General features: G+C 45.8%; 12 protein-coding genes and 5 pseudogenes. 15 read left to right on the forward strand and 2 right to left on the reverse strand.

Going from position 1 to position 19,639, the window contains the following annotated elements:
• Positions 1-138 precede the first annotated feature (138 nt).
• The 3 genes and pseudogenes from JCM15907_RS02735 to JCM15907_RS02745 all read left to right on the forward strand — a co-directional run bounded on the left by JCM15907_RS02735 (position 139) and on the right by JCM15907_RS02745 (position 4,785).
• On the forward strand, positions 139-1,623 hold the full coding sequence (locus JCM15907_RS02735) for a bifunctional metallophosphatase/5'-nucleotidase (RefSeq protein ID WP_159099904.1): 1,485 nt from the start codon (positions 139-141) through the stop codon (positions 1,621-1,623).
• A gap of 107 nt (positions 1,624-1,730) precedes the next feature.
• Positions 1,731-4,005: pseudogene (locus JCM15907_RS10335) on the forward strand (NADP-dependent malic enzyme).
• A gap of 384 nt (positions 4,006-4,389) precedes the next feature.
• Positions 4,390-4,785, forward strand: coding sequence for a T9SS type A sorting domain-containing protein (locus tag JCM15907_RS02745; RefSeq protein WP_025842631.1), 396 nt, complete (start codon positions 4,390-4,392; stop codon positions 4,783-4,785).
• On the opposite strand, the gene JCM15907_RS02750 is transcribed toward JCM15907_RS02745, so the two are convergent.
• Positions 4,775-4,978, reverse strand: a complete 204-nt coding sequence (locus JCM15907_RS02750; protein WP_148297445.1) for a hypothetical protein — start codon at positions 4,976-4,978, stop codon at positions 4,775-4,777. The genes JCM15907_RS02745 and JCM15907_RS02750 overlap by 11 nt on opposite strands.
• 671 nt (positions 4,979-5,649) lie before the next feature.
• On the opposite strand from JCM15907_RS02750, the pseudogene JCM15907_RS10340 reads away from it, so the two are divergent.
• The 12 genes and pseudogenes from JCM15907_RS10340 to JCM15907_RS02815 all read left to right on the forward strand — a co-directional run bounded on the left by JCM15907_RS10340 (position 5,650) and on the right by JCM15907_RS02815 (position 18,540).
• Positions 5,650-7,124, forward strand: a pseudogene (locus tag JCM15907_RS10340) (4-hydroxyphenylacetate 3-hydroxylase family protein).
• A gap of 26 nt (positions 7,125-7,150) precedes the next feature.
• Complete coding sequence (locus JCM15907_RS02760) at positions 7,151-7,468, forward strand: NifU family protein (RefSeq protein ID WP_025842633.1); 318 nt, start codon at positions 7,151-7,153, stop codon at positions 7,466-7,468.
• 76 nt (positions 7,469-7,544) lie between these two features.
• Positions 7,545-8,830 (forward strand): annotated as a pseudogene (locus JCM15907_RS10345) (acetyl-CoA hydrolase/transferase family protein).
• A gap of 17 nt (positions 8,831-8,847) precedes the next feature.
• Positions 8,848-9,961: pseudogene (locus JCM15907_RS10350) on the forward strand (4-hydroxybutyrate dehydrogenase).
• A gap of 63 nt (positions 9,962-10,024) precedes the next feature.
• On the forward strand, positions 10,025-11,380 hold the full coding sequence (locus JCM15907_RS02775) for an aldehyde dehydrogenase family protein (protein ID WP_025842634.1): 1,356 nt from the start codon (positions 10,025-10,027) through the stop codon (positions 11,378-11,380).
• A 233-nt stretch (positions 11,381-11,613) separates the two neighbouring features.
• Entirely contained in the window at positions 11,614-12,786 is a 1,173-nt protein-coding gene (dnaN, locus tag JCM15907_RS02785) for a DNA polymerase III subunit beta (protein WP_025842635.1), read from the forward strand.
• A pseudogene (locus tag JCM15907_RS10355) lies at positions 12,783-13,555 on the forward strand (exonuclease domain-containing protein). The gene dnaN and the pseudogene JCM15907_RS10355 overlap by 4 nt, the downstream one beginning before the upstream one ends.
• Before the next feature lie 4 nt (positions 13,556-13,559).
• Positions 13,560-14,798, forward strand: coding sequence for a bifunctional phosphopantothenoylcysteine decarboxylase/phosphopantothenate--cysteine ligase CoaBC (coaBC, locus tag JCM15907_RS02795; RefSeq protein ID WP_025842636.1), 1,239 nt, complete (start codon positions 13,560-13,562; stop codon positions 14,796-14,798).
• Complete coding sequence (gene porD / locus JCM15907_RS02800) at positions 14,795-15,703, forward strand: type IX secretion system protein PorD (RefSeq protein ID WP_025842637.1); 909 nt, start codon at positions 14,795-14,797, stop codon at positions 15,701-15,703. Before coaBC ends, porD begins: the two co-directional genes overlap by 4 nt.
• A 26-nt stretch (positions 15,704-15,729) precedes the next feature.
• Positions 15,730-17,397 carry a DNA repair protein RecN gene (gene recN, locus JCM15907_RS02805; protein ID WP_025842638.1) on the forward strand — a complete coding sequence of 556 codons (1,668 nt, stop codon included), beginning with the start codon at positions 15,730-15,732 and terminating at the stop codon, positions 17,395-17,397.
• Entirely contained in the window at positions 17,390-18,151 is a 762-nt protein-coding gene (rlmB, locus tag JCM15907_RS02810; protein WP_025842639.1) for a 23S rRNA (guanosine(2251)-2'-O)-methyltransferase RlmB, read from the forward strand. The genes recN and rlmB overlap by 8 nt, the downstream gene beginning before the upstream one ends.
• Before the next feature lie 11 nt (positions 18,152-18,162).
• On the forward strand, positions 18,163-18,540 hold the full coding sequence (locus tag JCM15907_RS02815; RefSeq protein WP_025842640.1) for a RidA family protein: 378 nt from the start codon (positions 18,163-18,165) through the stop codon (positions 18,538-18,540).
• A gap of 300 nt (positions 18,541-18,840) precedes the next feature.
• Here the strand turns inward: JCM15907_RS02815 and JCM15907_RS02820 are convergent, their stop codons facing one another.
• Positions 18,841-19,515 (reverse strand): hypothetical protein, encoded by a 675-nt coding sequence (locus tag JCM15907_RS02820; protein WP_148297446.1) that lies wholly within the window; start codon positions 19,513-19,515, stop codon positions 18,841-18,843.
• Positions 19,516-19,639: the final 124 nt, after the last annotated feature.

A 19,639-nucleotide genomic window follows, 5' to 3' on the forward strand; every position in this document is an offset into this window, starting at 1 on the left:
AAGGTAAGGGCTTTTGACTACTCTTGGACAGGCGGAGTGATGCACTCTTTTAGGCTTTCTTTCAGTATTCAACTCTTCTCCTCCCTTTGGTTTTCCTTTCAATTAGTCGTACTTTTGTGCCGTAACAAAAGTCTTTTTATGAAATACATACGTAACTATTCAATGATGCAGAGAAGCTGGAGCCGAGGTATAATGATTGCTTTTGTAGCTTTCTTTGCTTTCTGTACGGTGCAAACCACCGTAGCGCAAGAGAAAAAGGTAGTATTCCTCTCTGTCAATGATATGCATGCTGCCATAGATCAATTTCCTCGTTTTGGTTACATGGTAGATAGCCTGCGTCAAATCTATCCCGATATGCTTCTTATCGGGGCTGGAGATAACCATAGTGGCAATCCTATTAATGATCTTTTTACGCCAAGAGGTTACCCGATGACTCATTTGATGAATATGGTGCGTTTCGACTATTCGGTGCTTGGAAATCATGAGTTTGACACTCGTGCCGACTTGGGACTCCTTACTCAGGTAGCACAGTTCCCTTTCTTGGCAGCAAACGTTTTCCCTGCTCCTCAGCGAGGTATTCGTCTTCTGCCCAGTGCCATACACACTCTCCCCAATGGAGTGAGAGTCGGTTTGGTTGGACTTTTGCAGTTGGAGAAAAGTGGTTTGCCTGCTACAAACCCCACTTGGGTAGAGCACGTGCGCTTTGCTCCTGCCCAAAAAGAGATCAAAAAGTATCAAGAGCTACGTGAGGTATGTGATGCCGTAGTGTTGGTATCGCACTTAGGGGTAGAGGAAGATCAGATAGTAGCACGTGATAATAATTGGATTGACCTTATCATCGGGGGGCATTCGCATACTCTCCTTACCGAACCTATCAAGGAGGGCAAATGCACCATTACACAGGCGGGAAGTCGTTTGCGCAACTGTTACCTCACTACATTGACCCTTTCGGACTCCTCGGAGGTGCAGGTTACTACACAACTCCTCTCGATTGATGCCCAAGCAGGAGAGGAGAGTGCTACCATCCGTGCCGTGGTGGACGACTTCAATAGCAATCCTTTCTTCAAACAAGTGGTAGGAGAGGCTTCGGATGACTTTACCTCTGGAGAGGAATTGGGCTTTTTTATGGCAGATGCCCATTACTCAACATTAGGCGTTGATATAACTCTACAAAATCGAGGAGGGGTGCGCATGAGTCGCCTGCCCAAAGGTCCTATCACCAACCACAATGTCTATTCGTTAGATCCCTTTGGTAACGAAATGGTGGTAATAGAACTTACTCCAGAAGAGCTTAGTAGACTATTGCTCAAAAACTGGAGCAAAGAGTTTGAGAGTCCTATATATGCGGCAGGTTTGTATGCTGTATATCACGTAGATAAGAAGAGTAAAAAATGTTTTTCAGTAGAACTGTTTACTCCTAATAAAAAGCCGTTGAAGAAGGATTATAAGTACCGTGTAGCTTATAACAACTATATTGCCAATGCTTACGAGTTTGAGCATACCTCCTCCTATAAGGAGACAGGCTATACATCGGTAGAAAGTATCCTTGCTTATCTTAAGAAGGTGCAAAAGGTACCTTCTTACAGAAAGAGTAAAAAGCGTTGGAAAGTAGTGTATCACTAAATTTCAATAGAGTATAAAGTTTGCAATAGTGAGTTCGAGAGGATAGGAGAGGTAGGTTGTACACCTCCTATACCTCTGTGTTCGATAGTATAAGAGACACAACAGATATGAATAGCAAATTGGAAGAATTGGCGAGAGCTTACCATGCAGGCGATAAGCTGGTAAGATAGAAGTACGCCCCACAAAACCCTATGCCACGCAGCAAGATTTGACATTGGCATATAGTCCGGGCGTAGCAGTACCTTGTAAGGATATAGAGAGCGACCCCACGGCAGCCTATAAGTACACGGCTAAGGGCAATTTGGTAGCCGTTATTTCCAATGGAACGGCAGTGCTTGGCTTGGGTGATATAGGAGCTATGGCGGGTAAGCCCGTGATGGAGGGTAAGGGACTTCTTTTCAAAATCTATGCGGGGATTGATGTTTTTGACATAGAGGTGGATGAGAAAGACCCCAAAAAGTTTATCGAAATAGTCAAAGCAATAGCTCCTACGTTTGGAGGGATCAATCTGGAAGATATTAAAGCCCCTGAATGTTTTGAGATTGAACAGACTCTCAAGAAAGAATTGGATATACCCGTGATGCATGACGATCAGCACGGTACTGCTATTATATCTGCCGCAGGGCTTCTCAATGCGCTCTCTATTGCGGGCAAAAAAATAGAGGAAGCTCGCTTTGTTATCAATGGAGCAGGAGCTTCGGCTATATCTTGTACTAAACTTTATGAATCTTTTGGAGCAAGAAGAGAAAACATCGTGATGCTCGACAGTAAGGGGGTTATCTCTAAAGAGCGTACCGATCTTACCGAAGAGAAAGCCTATTTTGCCACTTCACGTACCGATATTCACACTTTGGCAGAGGCTATTGTGGGGGCAGATGTTTTTGTCGGGCTTTCGCGTGCCAAAGTGCTTTCACAAGATATGGTGCGTGCTATGGCTTCACAGCCTATTGTTTTTGCCTTGGCAAACCCTAATCCAGAGATTACTTACGAAGAGGCAAAGGCTGCTCGCGAAGATGTTATTATGGCAACGGGTCGTTCGGACTATCCTAATCAGATAAACAATGTGATCGGATTTCCCTATATCTTTAGAGGGGCGTTGGACGTTCAGGCTCGTGCCATCAATGAGGAGATGAAGAAGGCTGCTACTCTTGCTATTGCAGCGTTGGCTCGTGAGGCTGTACCCGAAGAGGTTACCCGAGCCTATGGCAATGTGGAGTTGCATTTCGGCCCAGACTATTTTATCCCTAAGCCTGTAGACCCTCGTTTGATAGTGCGGGTTTCATCGGCAGTAGCACGTGCAGCTATTGAGAGTGGAGTAGCCAGAGGGCTATTGAAGATTGGTCTGCCTATGAAGATGAGTTACGCTCTCGTTTAGGTTTGATGAGTCACTTGACCCGTCGCCTCCATGAGGCTGCCAAACTAAGTCCTCGTCGTGTGGTGTATGCCGCAGGAGATAATCCCGCGGTCTTGCGTGCTGCCGTAGAGGCTCAAGCGCAGGGCATGGCACATCCTATTATATTAGGTATCCCCTCGCATTTAGAGCAATTGGCAAAAGAGTTGGACCTTTCGCTCGAAGGGCTTACTATTATCAATTATAGAGACGAGGCTGAAAAGGGACGTCGCCAAGAGTATGCCGAGCTTTTGGCTCATCAAAACTGGCGTAAGGGAGGTGATTTGCCGACGGCTGTTGATAAAATGTACGACCCCAATTACTTTGGTATGATGATGCTCTCTAAAGGAGATGCCGATGCAATGATTACGGGTATTTACAGCCATCACACAGATTTGGCAGAGATTGCCAAGCAGACCGTAGGACTTCGAAAGGGGGTCAACCATTTTGCTACCATGCATATGGTAACGCTAAAGAATGGTCCTCTCTTCTTAACCGATACCATGATTAATTGCAACCTAAAGGCAGATGCGTTGGTTGATATAGCTGTTTTGGCTGCTGAGAAGGTACGTTGTTTCGGTATCGAACCTGTTCTGGCATTGGTCGGATTCTCCAACTTTGGCTCTACCGACGCTGAGTCTACACAGGAGGCACAGAAGGCGGTGGCTATATTGCATGAGCGTTATCCTCATCTTTTGGTTGATGGAGAAATGCAAGTATCTCTTGCTTTACATGCCGAAAAGCGAGACAAGCGTTATCCAGAGAATAAAATTAGGGGCAGAAAGGCTAATGTGCTTATTTTCCCCCGTCTGACAGCTTCGAATGCTTGCTATCAGTTGCTTCGAGAGGCAGACGATGCCGAAGAGGTGGTAGGACCTATTCAAATGGGGCTAAACAAGCCGGTCTACTTTGCCGACCATGAGGCGAGTGTTACGGATATTGTAAACATAACGGCTTTGGCGGTTCTGGACTCCAATACGTGCATTGTGTAGGCGGTACTCCTTAGTGCTATCATAATCGACTTTACTCTATCCTTGTTCCCTTGTTGGGTAAAGAGAGGGTAAGTTGAGGTGTATGTATATAAAAGGGAGCTGGCTCGATGTAAAAGTCGGGTAAGCTCCTCTTTTTATATCACCTCTTCTGACGCGAACTTTGGTTAGGGAGAAGCATTGCCAGAGTTTCGTTGAGCGTCTGCTCTCATTGGCACACGAGACAACTAAAATTTAGACCTATGGAAACTAAAGTGTGCTCTTAAAGGATTAGATTTTACAGGGTTAGATAACCTCTCTTCTGTATTTTGTTACGAAAATCAAATAAGTGGCGAGGCATGCTCAACCCTGATCAAATCACTACCCGACCACAGCTATCCGCACCCGATGCATAACAATAAGCTACGTATTATAAATACAGGGTCTCAGACGGAGCGCAACGTTTGCTATGAAGCAGATGCTAAGCTGGCTTGGGAAAAAGGTTGGGAGTGCGAAGATTATAATGGAGGTAACCCTCGACGTTACGAAGGCTCTCAACCCTCCGCAAGTGAAGAGGTAATGTCTTCTGCCATAGAAGTATTCCCCAATCCTGTGACCTTCGAGCTTCGCATACGAGGGGCGGAAGCCTTTGCTGAGGTAGTTCTCTTTACCACTCAGGGAGTGGCAGTACAGCTCACGCGATGCAAGGGGGACGGATCTGCTACACTTGATCTCTCTGGACTGCCACAAGGAACTTATCTTGTTGAGGTTGGAGGTAAGGCAATCCCCGTGGTTAAACAGTAAGAATTATTAAAGCCGTAGATGGATTATCCCATCGGGGCAATATATCCTCTATCAAAAGGCTGTACTCGGATAGGGTACAGCCTTCTTTGGAGAAAAGATATAGAAGACAGAGAGGGGCGTAAAGAATAGTTCCTTCTTCTCCTCGTATAAGAGCCTCTTTTTCCCTGCACATCTTCTGTTGTTTTGTGCACATTTGAAAATCTATTCCCTTTAATCGTAAGAATAACTTGGCAGAACAAAAAGAAGTGCTAACTTTGTGGCAGTTATAGAAGTATCTCCGTTATATCTTTGTTCGTACGTATACCTTTGTTCACAAAGAAGAGGTGCAGTGTACGGAGAGATATTGGGGCTTGCTCCAATAAATAGAACGCTTGGCGAAGTGCTTCCGTGCAGAGTGAAAGAATACCTATAAGGTAGGATTCCCCTCTTGATACATTCTATAATTATGAGATAGCCCGCCTATTCCGGGGGAATAGGAGACGGTGGGTGATAAGAAGGTGAGGCATCACGAGGAGCATCTTTTGTGGAAGGGGTTGTTTCTTTTGTGTAAAATGTCTTTTGTCCTCCTCATACCAAACACTGCCTAAGAAATTTGGCCCCTGATAGGAATAGCCTAAGTGCGGACTGTCAAGGGGCTTTTGTCTTTTATCGCCTCCTATTATCGTTCTGTGGGTTCGATGTTTAGGAGAGATCGAAGGTACAGTCTCCCTGTTTTTGTGTCCTGCCTAACCCTGACACTATGTGCTAACCAAGGTTTAGGTCAGAGGAAAAAAGATGACTTAATAAATATAGTATAAGGATAATAACGGACCTCTTAGAAACTAACCTTTGAGGAAAGTTTGAAAAAAGGAAAGGATTAAAGTTATGATGACGAGAGAAGAGTACATCGAGAGTTTGCGTAAACTGAATCTTCAAGTTTACTTCATGGGCAAAAAGATCGACAATCCAGTAGATCACCCTGTAATCCGCCCATCACTCAATTCGTTGGCAATGACTTATGAGTTGGCTCAACATGATGAATACAAAGAGCTGATGACTGCAAAAAGTCACCTAACGGGTAAGACAATCAACCGTTTCTGCCATATTCATCAGAATACGACAGACCTCATGAACAAGGTGAAGATGCAACGTCTCTTGGGACAGAAAACCGCATCTTGCTTCCAACGTTGCGTAGGTATGGATGCTTTTAACGCTATCTACTCTACTACTTACGATATGGACCAAGAGCTCGGTACAGAGTATCACAAACGTTTTGTGAAGTACCTTGAGATGGTACAAGAGAGAGACCTCGTGGTAGACGGCGCTATGACCGACCCTAAGGGAGACCGTAACTTGAGCCTTCACAACAACCCGACCCAGATCTCTACCTTCGTATTGTGGAGGTGCGCGAAGATGGTATTGTGGTGCGCGGAGCTAAGGCGCATCAAACAGGTGCCGTGAACTCTCACGAACACCTCATCATGCCTACATTGGCTATGCGTGAAGATGATGCAGACTATGCCGTGTCTTTTGCTATTGAGAGCGATGCTCCTGGTATTTTGATGATTTATGGTCGTCAAAGCTGTGATACTCGTAAGATGGAAGAGGGAGCAGATATTGATTTGGGTAACTCTTCTTTTGGAGGTCACGAAGCGTTGGTTATCTTCGACGACGTATTCATCCCTAACGAACGTGTCTTCATGTGCCGTGAGTACAAGTATGCAGGGGTAATGGTAGAGCGTTTTGCAGGCTATCACCGTCAGTCTTATGGTGGTTGTAAGGTAGGTGTGGGCGATGTCCTTATCGGTGCAGCAGCTTTGGCAGCAGACTACAATGGTGTCCCTAAGGCTTCGCACATCAAGGATAAGCTCATCGAGATGATTCATTTGAACGAAACACTCTATGCTTGTGGTATTGCTTGTTCGGCTGAGGGTAAACCTACTAAGAGTGGTAACTATCTTATCGACCTCCTTTTGGCGAATGTTTGTAAGCAAAATATTACACGCTTCCCCTATGAGATTGCTCGTTTGGCAGAGGACATCGCTGGCGGTCTTATGGTAACTATGCCCGCAGAGCAAGACCTTCGTGACGAAAAGCTCGGACCCTTGGTACGCAAATATTTACAAGGAGCTACAGGTACCAACGTTGAAAATCGTATGCGTGTACTTCGTCTCATCGAAAATATCACACTCGGTACAGCTGCAGTGGGTTATCGTACAGAGTCTATGCACGGTGCTGGTTCTCCTCAGGCTCAACGTATCATGATCCAACGTCAAGGCGATATCGAAGGTAAGAAGCAGTTGGCACGCGAAATTGCCAAGGTTGATGTTTCTTTGGACCAAAAGCCTGCTGGTAAATAATAGTAGACCAAAGATTTTTAATCTATATGAGTTTGAGTTTTGATGCCGTACAGGCTGTGTTGGAACAACAGGTAAACCCTGCGTTGGCTTCACATGGAGGTGGCGTCAAGCTATGTAGCATATCCCCTGAAGGAGACATCCACGTCTCCTTCAAGGGGGCTTGTGCTGCCTGCCCCTCTATGCGAGATACACTGGACGAATTGGTCGAGGCTACTCTACGGGGCGCTTTTCCAGACGAGGAGTTTCGTCTTATTGCCGTTTCGGGTATAGACGATGACCTCATTAATCAAGCCAAAGCCTTGCTTCGAGAACGACAAGAAGCACGAAAGGCACAACAGAAGTAACTCGCTTCTGTAACCTTAATCGACACAAAGAAGAATACGAAATCAATATTCTCGATAATATTACGAAACTAAAGTGATGGAAGATTACAAAAGCAAAGTCGTATCTGCCCAAGAGGCGATAAAGGCGATTAAGAGTGGAGACACCGTAGTCCTCTCCCATGCGGCAGGTGCCCCTCAGCTCACAATCAAGGCACTCTGTGAAAATTACAAGAACTATCAGGATGTGAAGATTTATCACATGCTGGTGCTAGGGGAAGCTCCCTACTGTGCTCCCGAGATGAAAGGGCACTTCAAACACATAACCAACTTTGTTGGAGGCAATACACGTCAAGCTATTGCCGAGGGTCGTGCCGACTTTTTTCCTATGTTCTTCTATCAAGTGCCTCGCGCCCTTCGCGAAGGTACTATTCCTGTAGACGTGGCTGTTATCCAAGTGTCAGAACCCAATGCAGAGGGCTTCTGTAGCTATGGTGTATCGTGCGACTATACGCGCCCTGCTGCCGAGTGTGCCAAGGTGGTTATCGCCGAGATGAATAAGCAAACACCTTTCGTAGGGGGAGACAACCTCATCCACGTTTCTAAAATAGACTATATCATAGAGGGAGACTATCCCCTATACGAAATACCTCGACCCAAAATCGGGGCTACCGAAGAGGCTATCGGTAGTAACGTTGCAAGCCTCGTAAAAGATGGAGATACCCTTCAGCTCGGTATTGGCGCTATACCCGATGCCGTGTTGCTCTTCCTTAAGGACAAAAAGGATTTGGGTATCCATACAGAGATGTTCTCAGATGGCGTGTTGGAACTCGTGCGTGCAGGTATTGTTACGGGAGCTCGCAAGGAGATTGACAAGGGTAAACTTACTGCTACATTCCTCATGGGTACCAAAGAGCTTTACGACTTCGTTAATAATAACCCCGATGTGCGTCTCGACTCTGTAGATGTTGTAAACAACCCTTGTACAGTGATGCAGTTTGATCGTATTGTAAGTATCAATAGCTGTATAGAGGTAGACCTTATGGGACAGGTTTGTAGCGAAACTATTGGTTACAAACAGTTCAGTGGTACAGGGGGTCAGGTGGACTATGTACGCGGTGCTGCTATGTCGGGTCATGGAGTAAGTATCATGCTATGCCTGCTACGGCGGCTAAGGGTACGGTATCTCGCATCGTACCTCTATTGGCAGAGGGGGCAGCCGTAACAACTTCTCGCAATGATGTTGATTATGTCGTTACCGAGTATGGTGTGGCTCGCCTCAAAGGACGTACCTTAAGAGACAGAGCCAAGGCTCTTATTGCTATTGCGCACCCCGATTTTCGCGCCAGCTTAACAGAAGAATTGAATAAACGTTTCCCTCATTAAAATATTACGCAGAACTCATGCAGTTACTTAAGTTAAGCACAAAAGTGCATCGCTCGGAGACTTTTGCCGAGTTTGCTACGGAGTTTGCCCTCAATGAGCATGACCTCGTACTCACCAATGACTTCCTTTATCAACCTTTTATGAAGGCCCTTAACCTTCCTTGCCACTTTGTTATGCAAGAGAAGTATGGTGTGGGTGAGCCTTCTGACGAGATGATGAACAACATCTTGCGCGACTTGAAGGGAGTTACCTTCAATCGTGTAATAGCCGTTGGTGGTGGAACGGTAATTGACATCGCTAAGCTCTTTGTTCTCAAAGATCTCAAAGATGTAATGGATGCTTTCGACCACAAAATTCCTTTGATTAAAGAGAAGCAACTGGTGATTATACCTACCACCTGTGGTACAGGTAGCGAAGTTACCAACATCTCTATTGCCGAGATTAAGTCTCGCCACACCAAGATGGGGCTTGCCGATGATGCTATTGTTGCCGATGATGCGGTTATCATCCAGAACTTCTTGCGGGCTTGCCCTTCCGCTTCTATGCTGCGGCTTCTATTGATGCGCTGATACATGCTATTGAGTCTTGCGTATCTCCTCGTTGCAACCCTTACACACGTGTGTTCAGTATGGCAGCTATGGAGACTATCATTGATGTATTCCAAAAGATTGCTGCTACTAATCCCGAAGAGCGTCATAAATATGCTGCCGACATGCTTATTGCTGCCAACATGGCGGGTATTGCATTCGGTAATGCTGGGGTGGGTGCAGTGCATGCACTCTCTTATCCTTTGGGGGGAATTACCACGTTCCTCATGGAGAGGCTAACTATCAGTTCTTTACAGAGGTATTCAAGCTCTACCACCAAAAAGATCCCAACGGAGCTATCGCCCCATTGGAAAAAGAGTTGGCTCGCTTGCTCAACTGTACGGTAGATAATGTGTATGAAGCTCTTGACGAATTGCTCGGTAAGCTCATCAGCCGTAAACCTCTTCAAGAGTATGGTATGAAGCAAGAAGAGTGCCGTGGCTTTGCAGAGTCGGTGCTTGTAACACAACAACGTTTGCTCAAAAATAACTACGTCCCTTTCTCTGTAGATGAGATTGAGGGCATCTATACACGTCTATTCTAATTGGTGTTAGACGGCGTTTTGGAATAAGATTTCAACAAATACGATAAAAAATAAGAAGTCCAAATGGAAATCAAAGAAATGGTGAGCCTGGCTCGTGAGGCTCAAAAACAGTATCAAGCCACTCATAACCAAGAGTCTGTAGATAACATCTGTCGTGCTGCAGCGAAAGTAATCTACGAAAATGCAGAGATTTTGGCTCGTGAAGCAGTAGATGAAACTCGTATGGGTGTGTACGAACACAAAGTTGCCAAGAACCAAGGTAAGTCTAAAGGTGTTTGGTACAACCTTCATGACAAAAAGTCTGTAGGTATCCTCAATATTGATGAGCGTACAGGCATGATTGAGATTGCTAAGCCTATCGGTGTGGTTGGTGCTGTTACTCCTACTACAAATCCTATCGTTACTCCTATGAGTAACATCATCTTTGCGTTGAAGACTTGTAATGCTATTATCATTGCTCCTCACCCACGCAGTAAGAAATGTTCTGCTCACGCTGTACGTTTGATTAAGGAGGCTATTGCTCCTTTCAATGTACCTGACGCAATGGTACAAATTATCGAAGAGCCCAGCATCGAAAAAACACAAGAGTTGATGGGTGCTGTAGACGTAGTTGTTGCTACGGGCGGTATGGGTATGGTTAAGTCTGCCTACTCTTCTGGTAAGCCTTCTTTCGGTGTGGGTGCTGGTAACGTACAGGTAATTGTGGATACAGATATCGACTTCGAAGTAGCTGCTGATAAGATTATCACAGGTCGTGCATTCGACAACGGTATTATCTGCTCTGGCGAACAAAGCATTATCTACAACGAAAAGGATAAAGAAGCTGTATATAGCGCATTCCGCAACAAGGGTGCTTACTTCTGTACTGCAGAAGAAGGCGAGCGCGTACGTACTGCTATCTTCGAAGATGGTTCTATCGCTAAAGACGTAGTAGGTCAGAGCGTGGACTTTATCGCTAAGAAGGCTGGGCTTACTGTTCCTGCTGGAACTCGTGTTATTATGGTAGAAGCTCACGGAGTAGGTGCAGAAGACATTATCTGTAAGGAAAAGATGTGTCCTGTAATGTGCGTACTTTCTTACAAGCACTTCGAAGAAGGGGTACAAATTGCACGCACCAACTTGGCTAACGAAGGTAATGGTCACACTTGTGCTATCCACTCTAACAACCAAGCACACATCATCCTCGTTGGTTCTGAAGTAACAGTATCTCGTATCGTAGTTAATGCACCAAGTGCAACTACTGCAGGGGGGCATATCCAAAATGGTTTGGCTGTAACCAATACTTTGGGTTGCGGTTCTTGGGGTAACAACTCTATTTCAGAGAACTTTACTTACAAGCACTTGCTCAACATCTCTCGTGTGGCTCCTCTAAACACCAAGATCCACATTCCTAACGACAAGGAAATCTGGGAAATGTAATTTTAGGGTATACTACCGATAGCTCTTCGACAAACGGAGAGGTACTCGTAACAAAAGCTACCTGACTTTGGTTGGGTAGCTTTTTTGTTTCTATTGGAAAGATAGAAGAAGAGGTATTCTCTCGAAAAGAACGTGCTGAGCGTGAGATTATATGGTAGTCTCAAAAAGGGCTTCTTAATCTCCTCAAAAAAGGCTATTTTTGTGGATAATAAACTAATAAGACTCCTACAAATATGGAATTTAAGATCTCATCTGGAGAGTTATCTTCTCTCCTGCAAAGCATCGCCAAGATTGTTCCTGTTAATAGCACCCTTCCGATACTCTCGCACTTCCTTTTTGAGATAGAAAACGGTTCTCTTCATGTTACAGCATCGGACCAATCGTTACGTATCTCGGGGGTACTCCCTCTTCTCTCTGCCGAGGGAAACTGCTCTTTTACAGTACGTCCTAAGGATGTGATAGACTATATCAAGAATTTGCCTGATCAGCCATTGACTTTCTCTTACAATCAGGAGAATTCTGCAGTTTCGGTAACGTTCGATGGAGGATACTTCAAATTCGTTTGTAGCGATGCTTCTCTCTATCCTCGCAAGTTGGCTCCCGTGAGTCTCCAACAGAAACAGCCCGAAGAAGAACCCGTTTTGCACAGTGCCACCCTTACGGTAGACACTTTGCGTCATGCGTTAGATGCAGCCCTTCCAGCTGTAGCTACGGACGAAAAACGTCCCATCCTTACCGGGGTTTGTATGGACTTCATTCCCGAAGGACTTACTTTCGTGGCAACCAACGGCTTCATATTAACCAAGATGTGCGACCATAAAATCGTTGCCGTGCCTAATAAGGAGGAACATCAACGCTTTGTTTTGCCTCCTAAGACAGCTAACTTCTTGCGTGGCTTTCTGCCTCGTTATGCGGGCGAACCTGTACACGTTACCTATACACAGTCCAAGGCGGTGTTTTCACTCGGATCGGTAGAAATTTCCACACTTCTACTGGCAGGTCGTTTCCCTAACTATGCCTCTATTATCCCAGCTGATAGCCCTCATCAAGTGCAGATAGATGGAAAGCGTTTCAATAGTGTTATTAAACGTATTTACACCTTTTTGGCAGAAGATAAATCCATTGTTAAGTTGCAGTTTACAGACCAAGCTATCGTGATTACTTCAGGTGTGTTTGGCGAGGAGAAGATGGCACAAGAGAACTTCCCTTGTGATGTGCCCGAAACACTCCGTATGACCATCGCCTTCGGTACGCACGATTTGGTGCAGATACTCTCTTGCATGGGTGAGAACGATTTGATATTCCATTTGGCAGACCAAACACGACCTCTATTGGTAAAACCCTTAGATCTTGAGGAGGGCAAAGACTTGCTCGGTCTCATTGTTCCTAAAACAATATCGGCATGAAATTAGCACTCAATCGCCCCATTATTTTCTTCGATATAGAGTCTACGGGTCTCTCGCCCGTTAAGGATCGTATTGTGGAGATCTCTCTCTTGAAGGTTTATCCTGATGGTAGAGAGGAGAGTAAAACACGCCGTATCAATCCCGAATGCCCCATCCCTCCCGAGACTACAGCAATACATGTATATCGGACGATGATGTTAAGGATTGCCCCACTTTCCGTCAGATAGCCAAGAGTTTGGCATCGGAATTTGTCGGGTGCGACATCGCGGGCTATAACTCTAACCGATTCGATATACCTATGCTTGCCGAAGAGTTCATTCGAGCAGGTGTGGAGATTAATCTGGGGCAGTATCGTTTCGTAGATGTGCAGAACATCTTCCATAAGATGGAGCAACGTACCTTGGAGGCTGCTTACCGCTTCTACTGCAATGAAGAACTCAAAGATGCACACTCTGCCGAGGCGGACACACGTGCTACTTACGAAGTACTCAAGGCGCAGTTGGACCGCTATCCCGATCAACTTCAAAATAATATCGAGTTCTTGGCACAATTCTCACAACAAAATCGCAATGTAGACTTGGCGGGGCGTATTATTCTTAATGATAAAAGTGAGCCAATAATTAACTTCGGCAAACATAAAGGACGCTCCGTACAGGAGGTATTGCTCCAAGAACCGGGCTATTATGGTTGGATTTTGGGTTCCGATTTCCCCGAAGATACAAAGAAGCATTTCACACGCCTTTACTTGGAGGCTACACGCAAAAACTAATCCGATGAAGTTGCAGGGCAAGCATATCGTAGTGGGTATTACGGGCAGTATCGCTGCCTACAAGGCGGCTACTCTTATTCGTTGTCTCATCAAAGAGGGGGCAGAGGTACAGGTGGTAATAACTCCTGCAGGCAAAGAGTTTATTACCCCTCTCACTCTATCAACCCTTACTAATAAACCCGTTGTTTCGGAGTTTTTCGACCGTCGAGATGGTTCGTGGCATAGCCATGTCTCTTTAGGTCTGTGGGCAGATCTTATGCTCATAGCACCTGCTTCTGCAGCTACGTTGGGCAAGATGGCGCATGGCATTGCCGACAATATGCTTCTAACTACCTATCTTTCTATGAAAGCACCCACGTGGGTAGCTCCTGCCATGGATTTGGATATGTATGCGCATGAGGCTACGCAAAACAATCTCTCTATACTACAACAAAGGGGAGTACATATCATAGATGCTGGTTCTGGATTTTTGGCAAGCGGTTTGGAGGGCAAAGGGCGTATGGCAGAACCCGAACATATTGCTGGGGAGGTGATACGCTACTTTGAGAGTGGAGCAATGCCCCTTGCGACACCTCTCTCAAAAGCTCCTCTTCAAGGAAAGCGAGTACTTATAACGGCAGGGCCTACGTATGAGGCGATTGATGCAGTACGTTTCATTGGCAACCATTCTTCGGGGCGAATGGGCTATGCTTTGGCTTCGGCTTGTAAGGCGCAAGGAGCGGAGGTTACTTTGGTATCGGGTCCTACGGCACTGCCCGACCCATCGGGGGTGAAAACAGTTCGAGTAACTTCGGCTTTGGAGATGTTACAGGCATCCGAAGTGATTTTCCCTAAGAGCGACATCGCTATCTTCTCGGCTGCGGTGGCAGACTATCGACCTACTACGCCTGTAGAGGGCAAGATGAAGCGTGAAACTTTAGGACAAGAACTGCAAATTCAACTCACTAAAAATCCTGATATTGCTGCTACATTGGGGGCAAAGAAAGAAGCTCGACAGCTGTTAGTGGGTTTTGCTTTAGAGACCTCTCCCAACGAAGAGGAGGCACTCCGTAAGATGAGAGTCAAAGGGATGGATATGATGGTACTCAATTCTCTCTCCGATCAGGGAGCTGGTTTTGGGGGTACGACTAATAAGATTGCCCTGCTTTCAGCTACCGAAGTGGTCCACTTCCCCCTCAAATCAAAAGAAGAGGTGGCGCAAGACATTGTACAAGCTATCATCAAAAGGTTAGAAAGGGTATGAGTAGACTCTTGAAAAGTATTGTTTTCCTGTTTCTTTTGCTCCTGCCTTTCCTCAGTTCGGCACAAGAGTTAAAGGCAAAGGTGGCTATCAATACTGACCGATTAGGTACGGTAGATAAGCAACAGTTTGCCGAGCTGGAACGACAGCTCTCCGATATGCTCAACAATACGCGTTGGACCAATGCCGTCTTTTCGCCCAATGAGCGCATCGAATGTAACTTTGCACTAAATCTCCTCTCTGTAGAGGATGAGTCAAAATATCAAGCGGAACTTTATGTTACTGCCCAACGTCCTGTTTACAATGCTTCTTATCAATCACCTCTTTTGGTATATAGAGATAGAGATGTGAACTTTGAGTATCAATCGTTCGATGTGGTTGAATACAATAGCAATCAGATAAGTAGTAATCTGGTGGCTACGATGGTTTTCTACGCTTATTTTATTCTGGCACTTGATTTCGATAGCTTCTCGCTCCAAGGGGGTAATATAGCTCGTACCGAAATGCGTCAGTTAGTCAATAGTGCAGGTCAGACCAATGCCGATTGGAAGGGTTGGAAAGCCTATGAAAACGACTATAACCGCTACGCCATAGCAGAGGCATTAAATGATCCTCGACAAGAACCTTTTAGAAAGTTTTGGTATGCGTATCATCGTAAAGGGTTGGATGAGTTGGTTGCCAACGTGCAACGAGGGCGCACTTCTCTCTTGGAGAGTCTCAAAGATTTAGAACTCTCTTGGCAGGGTAACTCCCTCTCGCCTTTACTTATGCTGGTATCCCAAACTAAGTTGCAAGAGATTGTACAGATTGCAAAAGAGGCTACTCCAGAGGAGAAGCAGGCAGCCTACAAACTGCTTTCAAAGATTTACCCTACCGAGGGCAATGTGCTTGATGCCCTTAAACGCTAACCCCTCTTTTAAGAGTTACAGATGCTATGCTTAGCCGATTGACCATCTCCAACTTCGTACTTATAGACTATTTGTCTGTAGAGTTTTCCTCTGGATACACTTCCGTAACGGGAGAGACGGGGGCGGGTAAGAGCCTCTTTGTTGGTGCGCTTTCTCTTCTTTTAGGTAAGCGTGCCGAGAGTTCGATGATTAAACAGGGGGCTACGAAGTGTATCATAGAGGGAGAGTTCGCCACCATCCCACAGCAAGCGGAGCAGTGGTTGCAGGAAAACGACCTCCTCTTCGAGGGAGAGGAGTATTGCCTCCTAAGAAGAGAGCTTGCCACATCGGGCAGGGGGCGTTGTTTCATCAATGATACTCCCGTTTCGCTCACACAGTTGGCAGAGTTGGGGGCTATGTTGCTCGACATCCACTCACAGCATCAAAATTTAAGTCTTACGGGTTCTTCGTTTCAAATGCGTATGGTAGACAAGATGTTGCCGAGCCTTGCGCCTTTTGAGGTCTATACCAACGCTTATGCCGAGTATAGGGGGGCGGAGAAAGCCTTGGCGCAACTCACCGAAGAGATACGACGAGGCAAGGAGGAATACGACTACAACCTTTTCAAATATAACGAGTTGAACGAGGCGCAACTGAAAGAAAATGAAGAGACAGAGCTTGCCGAACAGGAGGAGCAACTATCCCATGCCGACGAAATCAAAGCTGGTCTTTTCGAAACCCTTTCGCTCTTGGAGGGCGAGGGAGAGGGGGCTCTCTCTCTTTTGCTCCAAGCCGAGCGGGCGTTGCAGTCCGTGGCAACCAAGGTAAGTACCTTAGAGGAGTATGCCGAGCGGTTGCACTCTTGCCGTATTGAGCTCAATGATGTGCGCACCGACTTGGGCAATCTTTCGGAGAGTGTAGAGTCCAATCCGTTACTGCTGGAGCAGGTAACGGACCGATTGGACTTGCTTAACACGCTCTTCCAAAAGTATCGAGTGCCGAGTAGTCAAGAGCTTATCACCCTTCGTGACCAACTCAAAGCTCTGTTGCAGCAGCACGAAGACCAAGATATGCTTCTTCAAGAGGCGGAGCAGCGCCTTGCCGAGGCACGACAATCTATGGACCAAGCTGCTGCCGTGCTTACCGAAATGCGTCGTACAGTAGCACAAAAAATTGCCGAACGTCTTACCGAAGACCTCCATCAATTAGAGATGCCTCATGCTTACATCGAAGTTGCCCTAACTCCTACCGATAGCCCTACGCCCATGGGATACGACCAAGTGATCCTACTCTTTGGGGCTAATGGTGCGAAAGATATACGTCCGATTGGCGAGGTAGCCTCGGGTGGAGAGATAGCGCGCGTGATGCTGGCGGTAAAGGCTATGCTGGCAGAGCGAGACCAACTACCTACCCTGCTTTTTGACGAGATAGATACGGGCGTTTCGGGCCGTGTGGCAGACAAAATGGGTAAGATACTCCAGAGCATGGGGCACTACCTTCAGGTCATTGCTATTACCCACTTGCCACAGATGGCAGCACGCAGTGGGGCGCAGATGTGTATTGCCAAGCGGTACGATGAGCAGCAGATGGCGCACACCGAACTAACCCTGCTCGATGCACAGCAACGAGAGGACGAAATAGCACGCCTTATCAGCGGAGACACTATAACAGAGGCTGCGAGAGCTGCCGCGAGAGAACTTTTGAACAATGATTAAAGAGAAGATTATATTTGGCATACACTCCGTACAGGAGGCACTCGATGCAGGGCAAGAAATTGATAAAATCTACCTCCGTCGGGGTATTGTTTCCGAGGAGATACGTACCATTAAAAGCGCAGCACGTAGGCTACGCATCCCCGTTATGGAAGTGCCTCAAGAGCGTCTGAATCGCTTCACAAGAGGGGCACATCAGGGGTGTGTAGCTGTTATGGCACAGGTTTCCTATACGAGATTAGAGATGCTTGTCCCTCATTTGTATGAAGAGGGGTTTGAGCCTCTTATTGTGGTACTGGATGGTATTACCGATACTCGTAATTTTGGTGCAATAGCTCGCTCTGCAGAGTGTGCTGGGGCGCATGCGCTGGTGATACCTGAGCGAGGGAGTGTGTCGGTTACAGCCGATGCGGTCAATGCTTCGGCAGGTGCTTTGATGCGCATACCCGTGTGCCGAGTGCCTTCTATTGTGGGGGCGGTGGGCTATCTGAAAGATAGCGGATTGAGTGTAGTAGTTGCCAACGAAAAGGCTTCGCAACGCTACTACGAAACAAACCTCACAGGACCGTTGGCACTTGTCTTGGGTAACGAACATGAGGGAGTAAGTGAGCAAGTGGCTCGCTTGTCTTCGATACAAGTAGCAATCCCTCAGAGGGGTACTATTGGTTCGCTAAACGTTTCCGTAGCAGGGGGCATACTGCTCTTCGAGGTGCTACGCCAGCAAGAGTTAAGAGATAAGAACGAATATCGTTATTAATATTTTGTTTTATGAAAAAAGTAATCAATACTTCCAACGCTCCTGCAGCGATTGGACCTTACAGCCAAGCCATCGAATTTGACGGCATGCTCATCACAAGTGGTCAGCTCGGATTAGACCCTGCTACGGGTAATTTTGTAGAGGGCGGTGTAGCTGAGCAAACTGAGCAAGTATTCCGCAACCTCAAAGCTATTCTCAGCGAAGCGGGTTACACGATGGATAACATCATCAAAACGACTTGCTTCCTTGCTGATATGGGCGACTTTGCAGCCATGAATGCTGTGTACGAAAAGCACTTCACTGGCACGTTCCCCGCTCGTTCTGCCGTAGCAGTTAAAACGCTCCCTAAGAACGGATTGGTAGAAATAGAAGTAATCTGCCGTAAGTAATTCGAGATCGTTGCTCGAATTAGTTGTATAGCCATTGGTGGCTACGATTTGTCTCCAGTACGGCTCACCTCCCTCCCGAGAGAAGCATTTGCCTTCTCTCGGGATTTTTTTGCTTTTGGGAAACTGAGAGCTATTGAAAGCAAGGAGGGTAGAACTTCGATACCCTCCTCAAAAAGAGTATAGCTCCGAGACCCTGAGATGCTATAACCTTGTAGTTGTATGTTTTTTTATCGCAGTTCAGTAAAATGAAGTTCAAACGGCTAAAAAGACTGATGAAAATTAGTGCTACTTTTTTGTAGATTAACTCTTCTTGCTGGTTATCAATAGAGTAGTGCACAAAGAGTTGTCTTTTAACTTGCTTTTCCCTATATAACCTGTAACAGTAATTGTTTGATTGAGTTCTTTTTCCAAAGAAAATCGGATGTTGTAGTGCCCTTTCTCTGGTCTGTACAGTAGTTCTTTGTTTCCTTTAACCTCCTGGAGATTTTTACTATCGTCTAATATCCAATACAGCTCTGTCTTTGTCTGAATAGCTAAGTAGAAACGTTTGTCCTGTGGCTGTTGTAGAAGCTGTAAAGTACCTTGTAATTCCTGAGAAGGTACGCTCTGACAGGAGGTTACGTTTAGCACCTTGTACTTTCTTCCGTTTTTATTCGTTAGAGTTTTTGCTTCTCCTTGTATGATCATAGTGTCCAAAGAAGCCAGTGATTTTCCTTTCAAAGTGTTGCTTATGGGCTTTCCTTTTTCTTGTTGTAATAATTGCCAATTTTCTGCTAAAAAGTAATCTTGGATGGTAGGTGTAATAAATACATTACCAGGGAGATATTTTTGATTCCAATAATACTCTGGCATTTTTTCTTTTTGAAAGATAACATCTCGAAAAGATTTGACTTCAATAGCTTCCTTTTTAGTACATGATGTAGACATGACTAATAGGAAAGAGAGGAATAATACAGATAGCTGCTTTGTTTTCATATCTAACTTTGGTTGGTAATCGTAACTATTTACGATGTTACAAAAATATATCAATGTGATTGATTAAAATGAATAATTATTTATGATGTGCAGACTTGGAAAGAGGTATTAGTTCTCCCCTTTT

The organism is Porphyromonas gingivicanis JCM 15907 (assembly GCF_000614585.1).
Classification (GTDB): domain Bacteria; phylum Bacteroidota; class Bacteroidia; order Bacteroidales; family Porphyromonadaceae; genus Porphyromonas; species Porphyromonas gingivicanis.

What these genes read in the sequence shown, in the direction of transcription:
- JCM15907_RS02735 (WP_159099904.1), top strand. Translation starts at nt 139, where the DNA reads ATGAAATACATACGTAACTATTCAATGATGCAGAGAAGCTGGAGCCGA.
- rlmB (WP_025842639.1), top strand. Translation starts at nt 17,390, where the DNA reads ATGATTAAAGAGAAGATTATATTTGGCATACACTCCGTACAGGAGGCA.
- porD (WP_025842637.1), top strand. Translation starts at nt 14,795, where the DNA reads ATGAGTAGACTCTTGAAAAGTATTGTTTTCCTGTTTCTTTTGCTCCTG.
- JCM15907_RS02820 (WP_148297446.1), bottom strand. Translation starts at nt 19,515, where the DNA reads ATGAAAACAAAGCAGCTATCTGTATTATTCCTCTCTTTCCTATTAGTC.
- JCM15907_RS02760 (WP_025842633.1), top strand. Translation starts at nt 7,151, where the DNA reads ATGAGTTTGAGTTTTGATGCCGTACAGGCTGTGTTGGAACAACAGGTA.
- JCM15907_RS02745 (WP_025842631.1), top strand. Translation starts at nt 4,390, where the DNA reads ATGCATAACAATAAGCTACGTATTATAAATACAGGGTCTCAGACGGAG.
- coaBC (WP_025842636.1), top strand. Translation starts at nt 13,560, where the DNA reads ATGAAGTTGCAGGGCAAGCATATCGTAGTGGGTATTACGGGCAGTATC.
- JCM15907_RS02750 (WP_148297445.1), bottom strand. Translation starts at nt 4,978, where the DNA reads ATGTGCACAAAACAACAGAAGATGTGCAGGGAAAAAGAGGCTCTTATA.
- JCM15907_RS02775 (WP_025842634.1), top strand. Translation starts at nt 10,025, where the DNA reads ATGGAAATCAAAGAAATGGTGAGCCTGGCTCGTGAGGCTCAAAAACAG.
- JCM15907_RS02815 (WP_025842640.1), top strand. Translation starts at nt 18,163, where the DNA reads ATGAAAAAAGTAATCAATACTTCCAACGCTCCTGCAGCGATTGGACCT.
- dnaN (WP_025842635.1), top strand. Translation starts at nt 11,614, where the DNA reads ATGGAATTTAAGATCTCATCTGGAGAGTTATCTTCTCTCCTGCAAAGC.
- recN (WP_025842638.1), top strand. Translation starts at nt 15,730, where the DNA reads ATGCTTAGCCGATTGACCATCTCCAACTTCGTACTTATAGACTATTTG.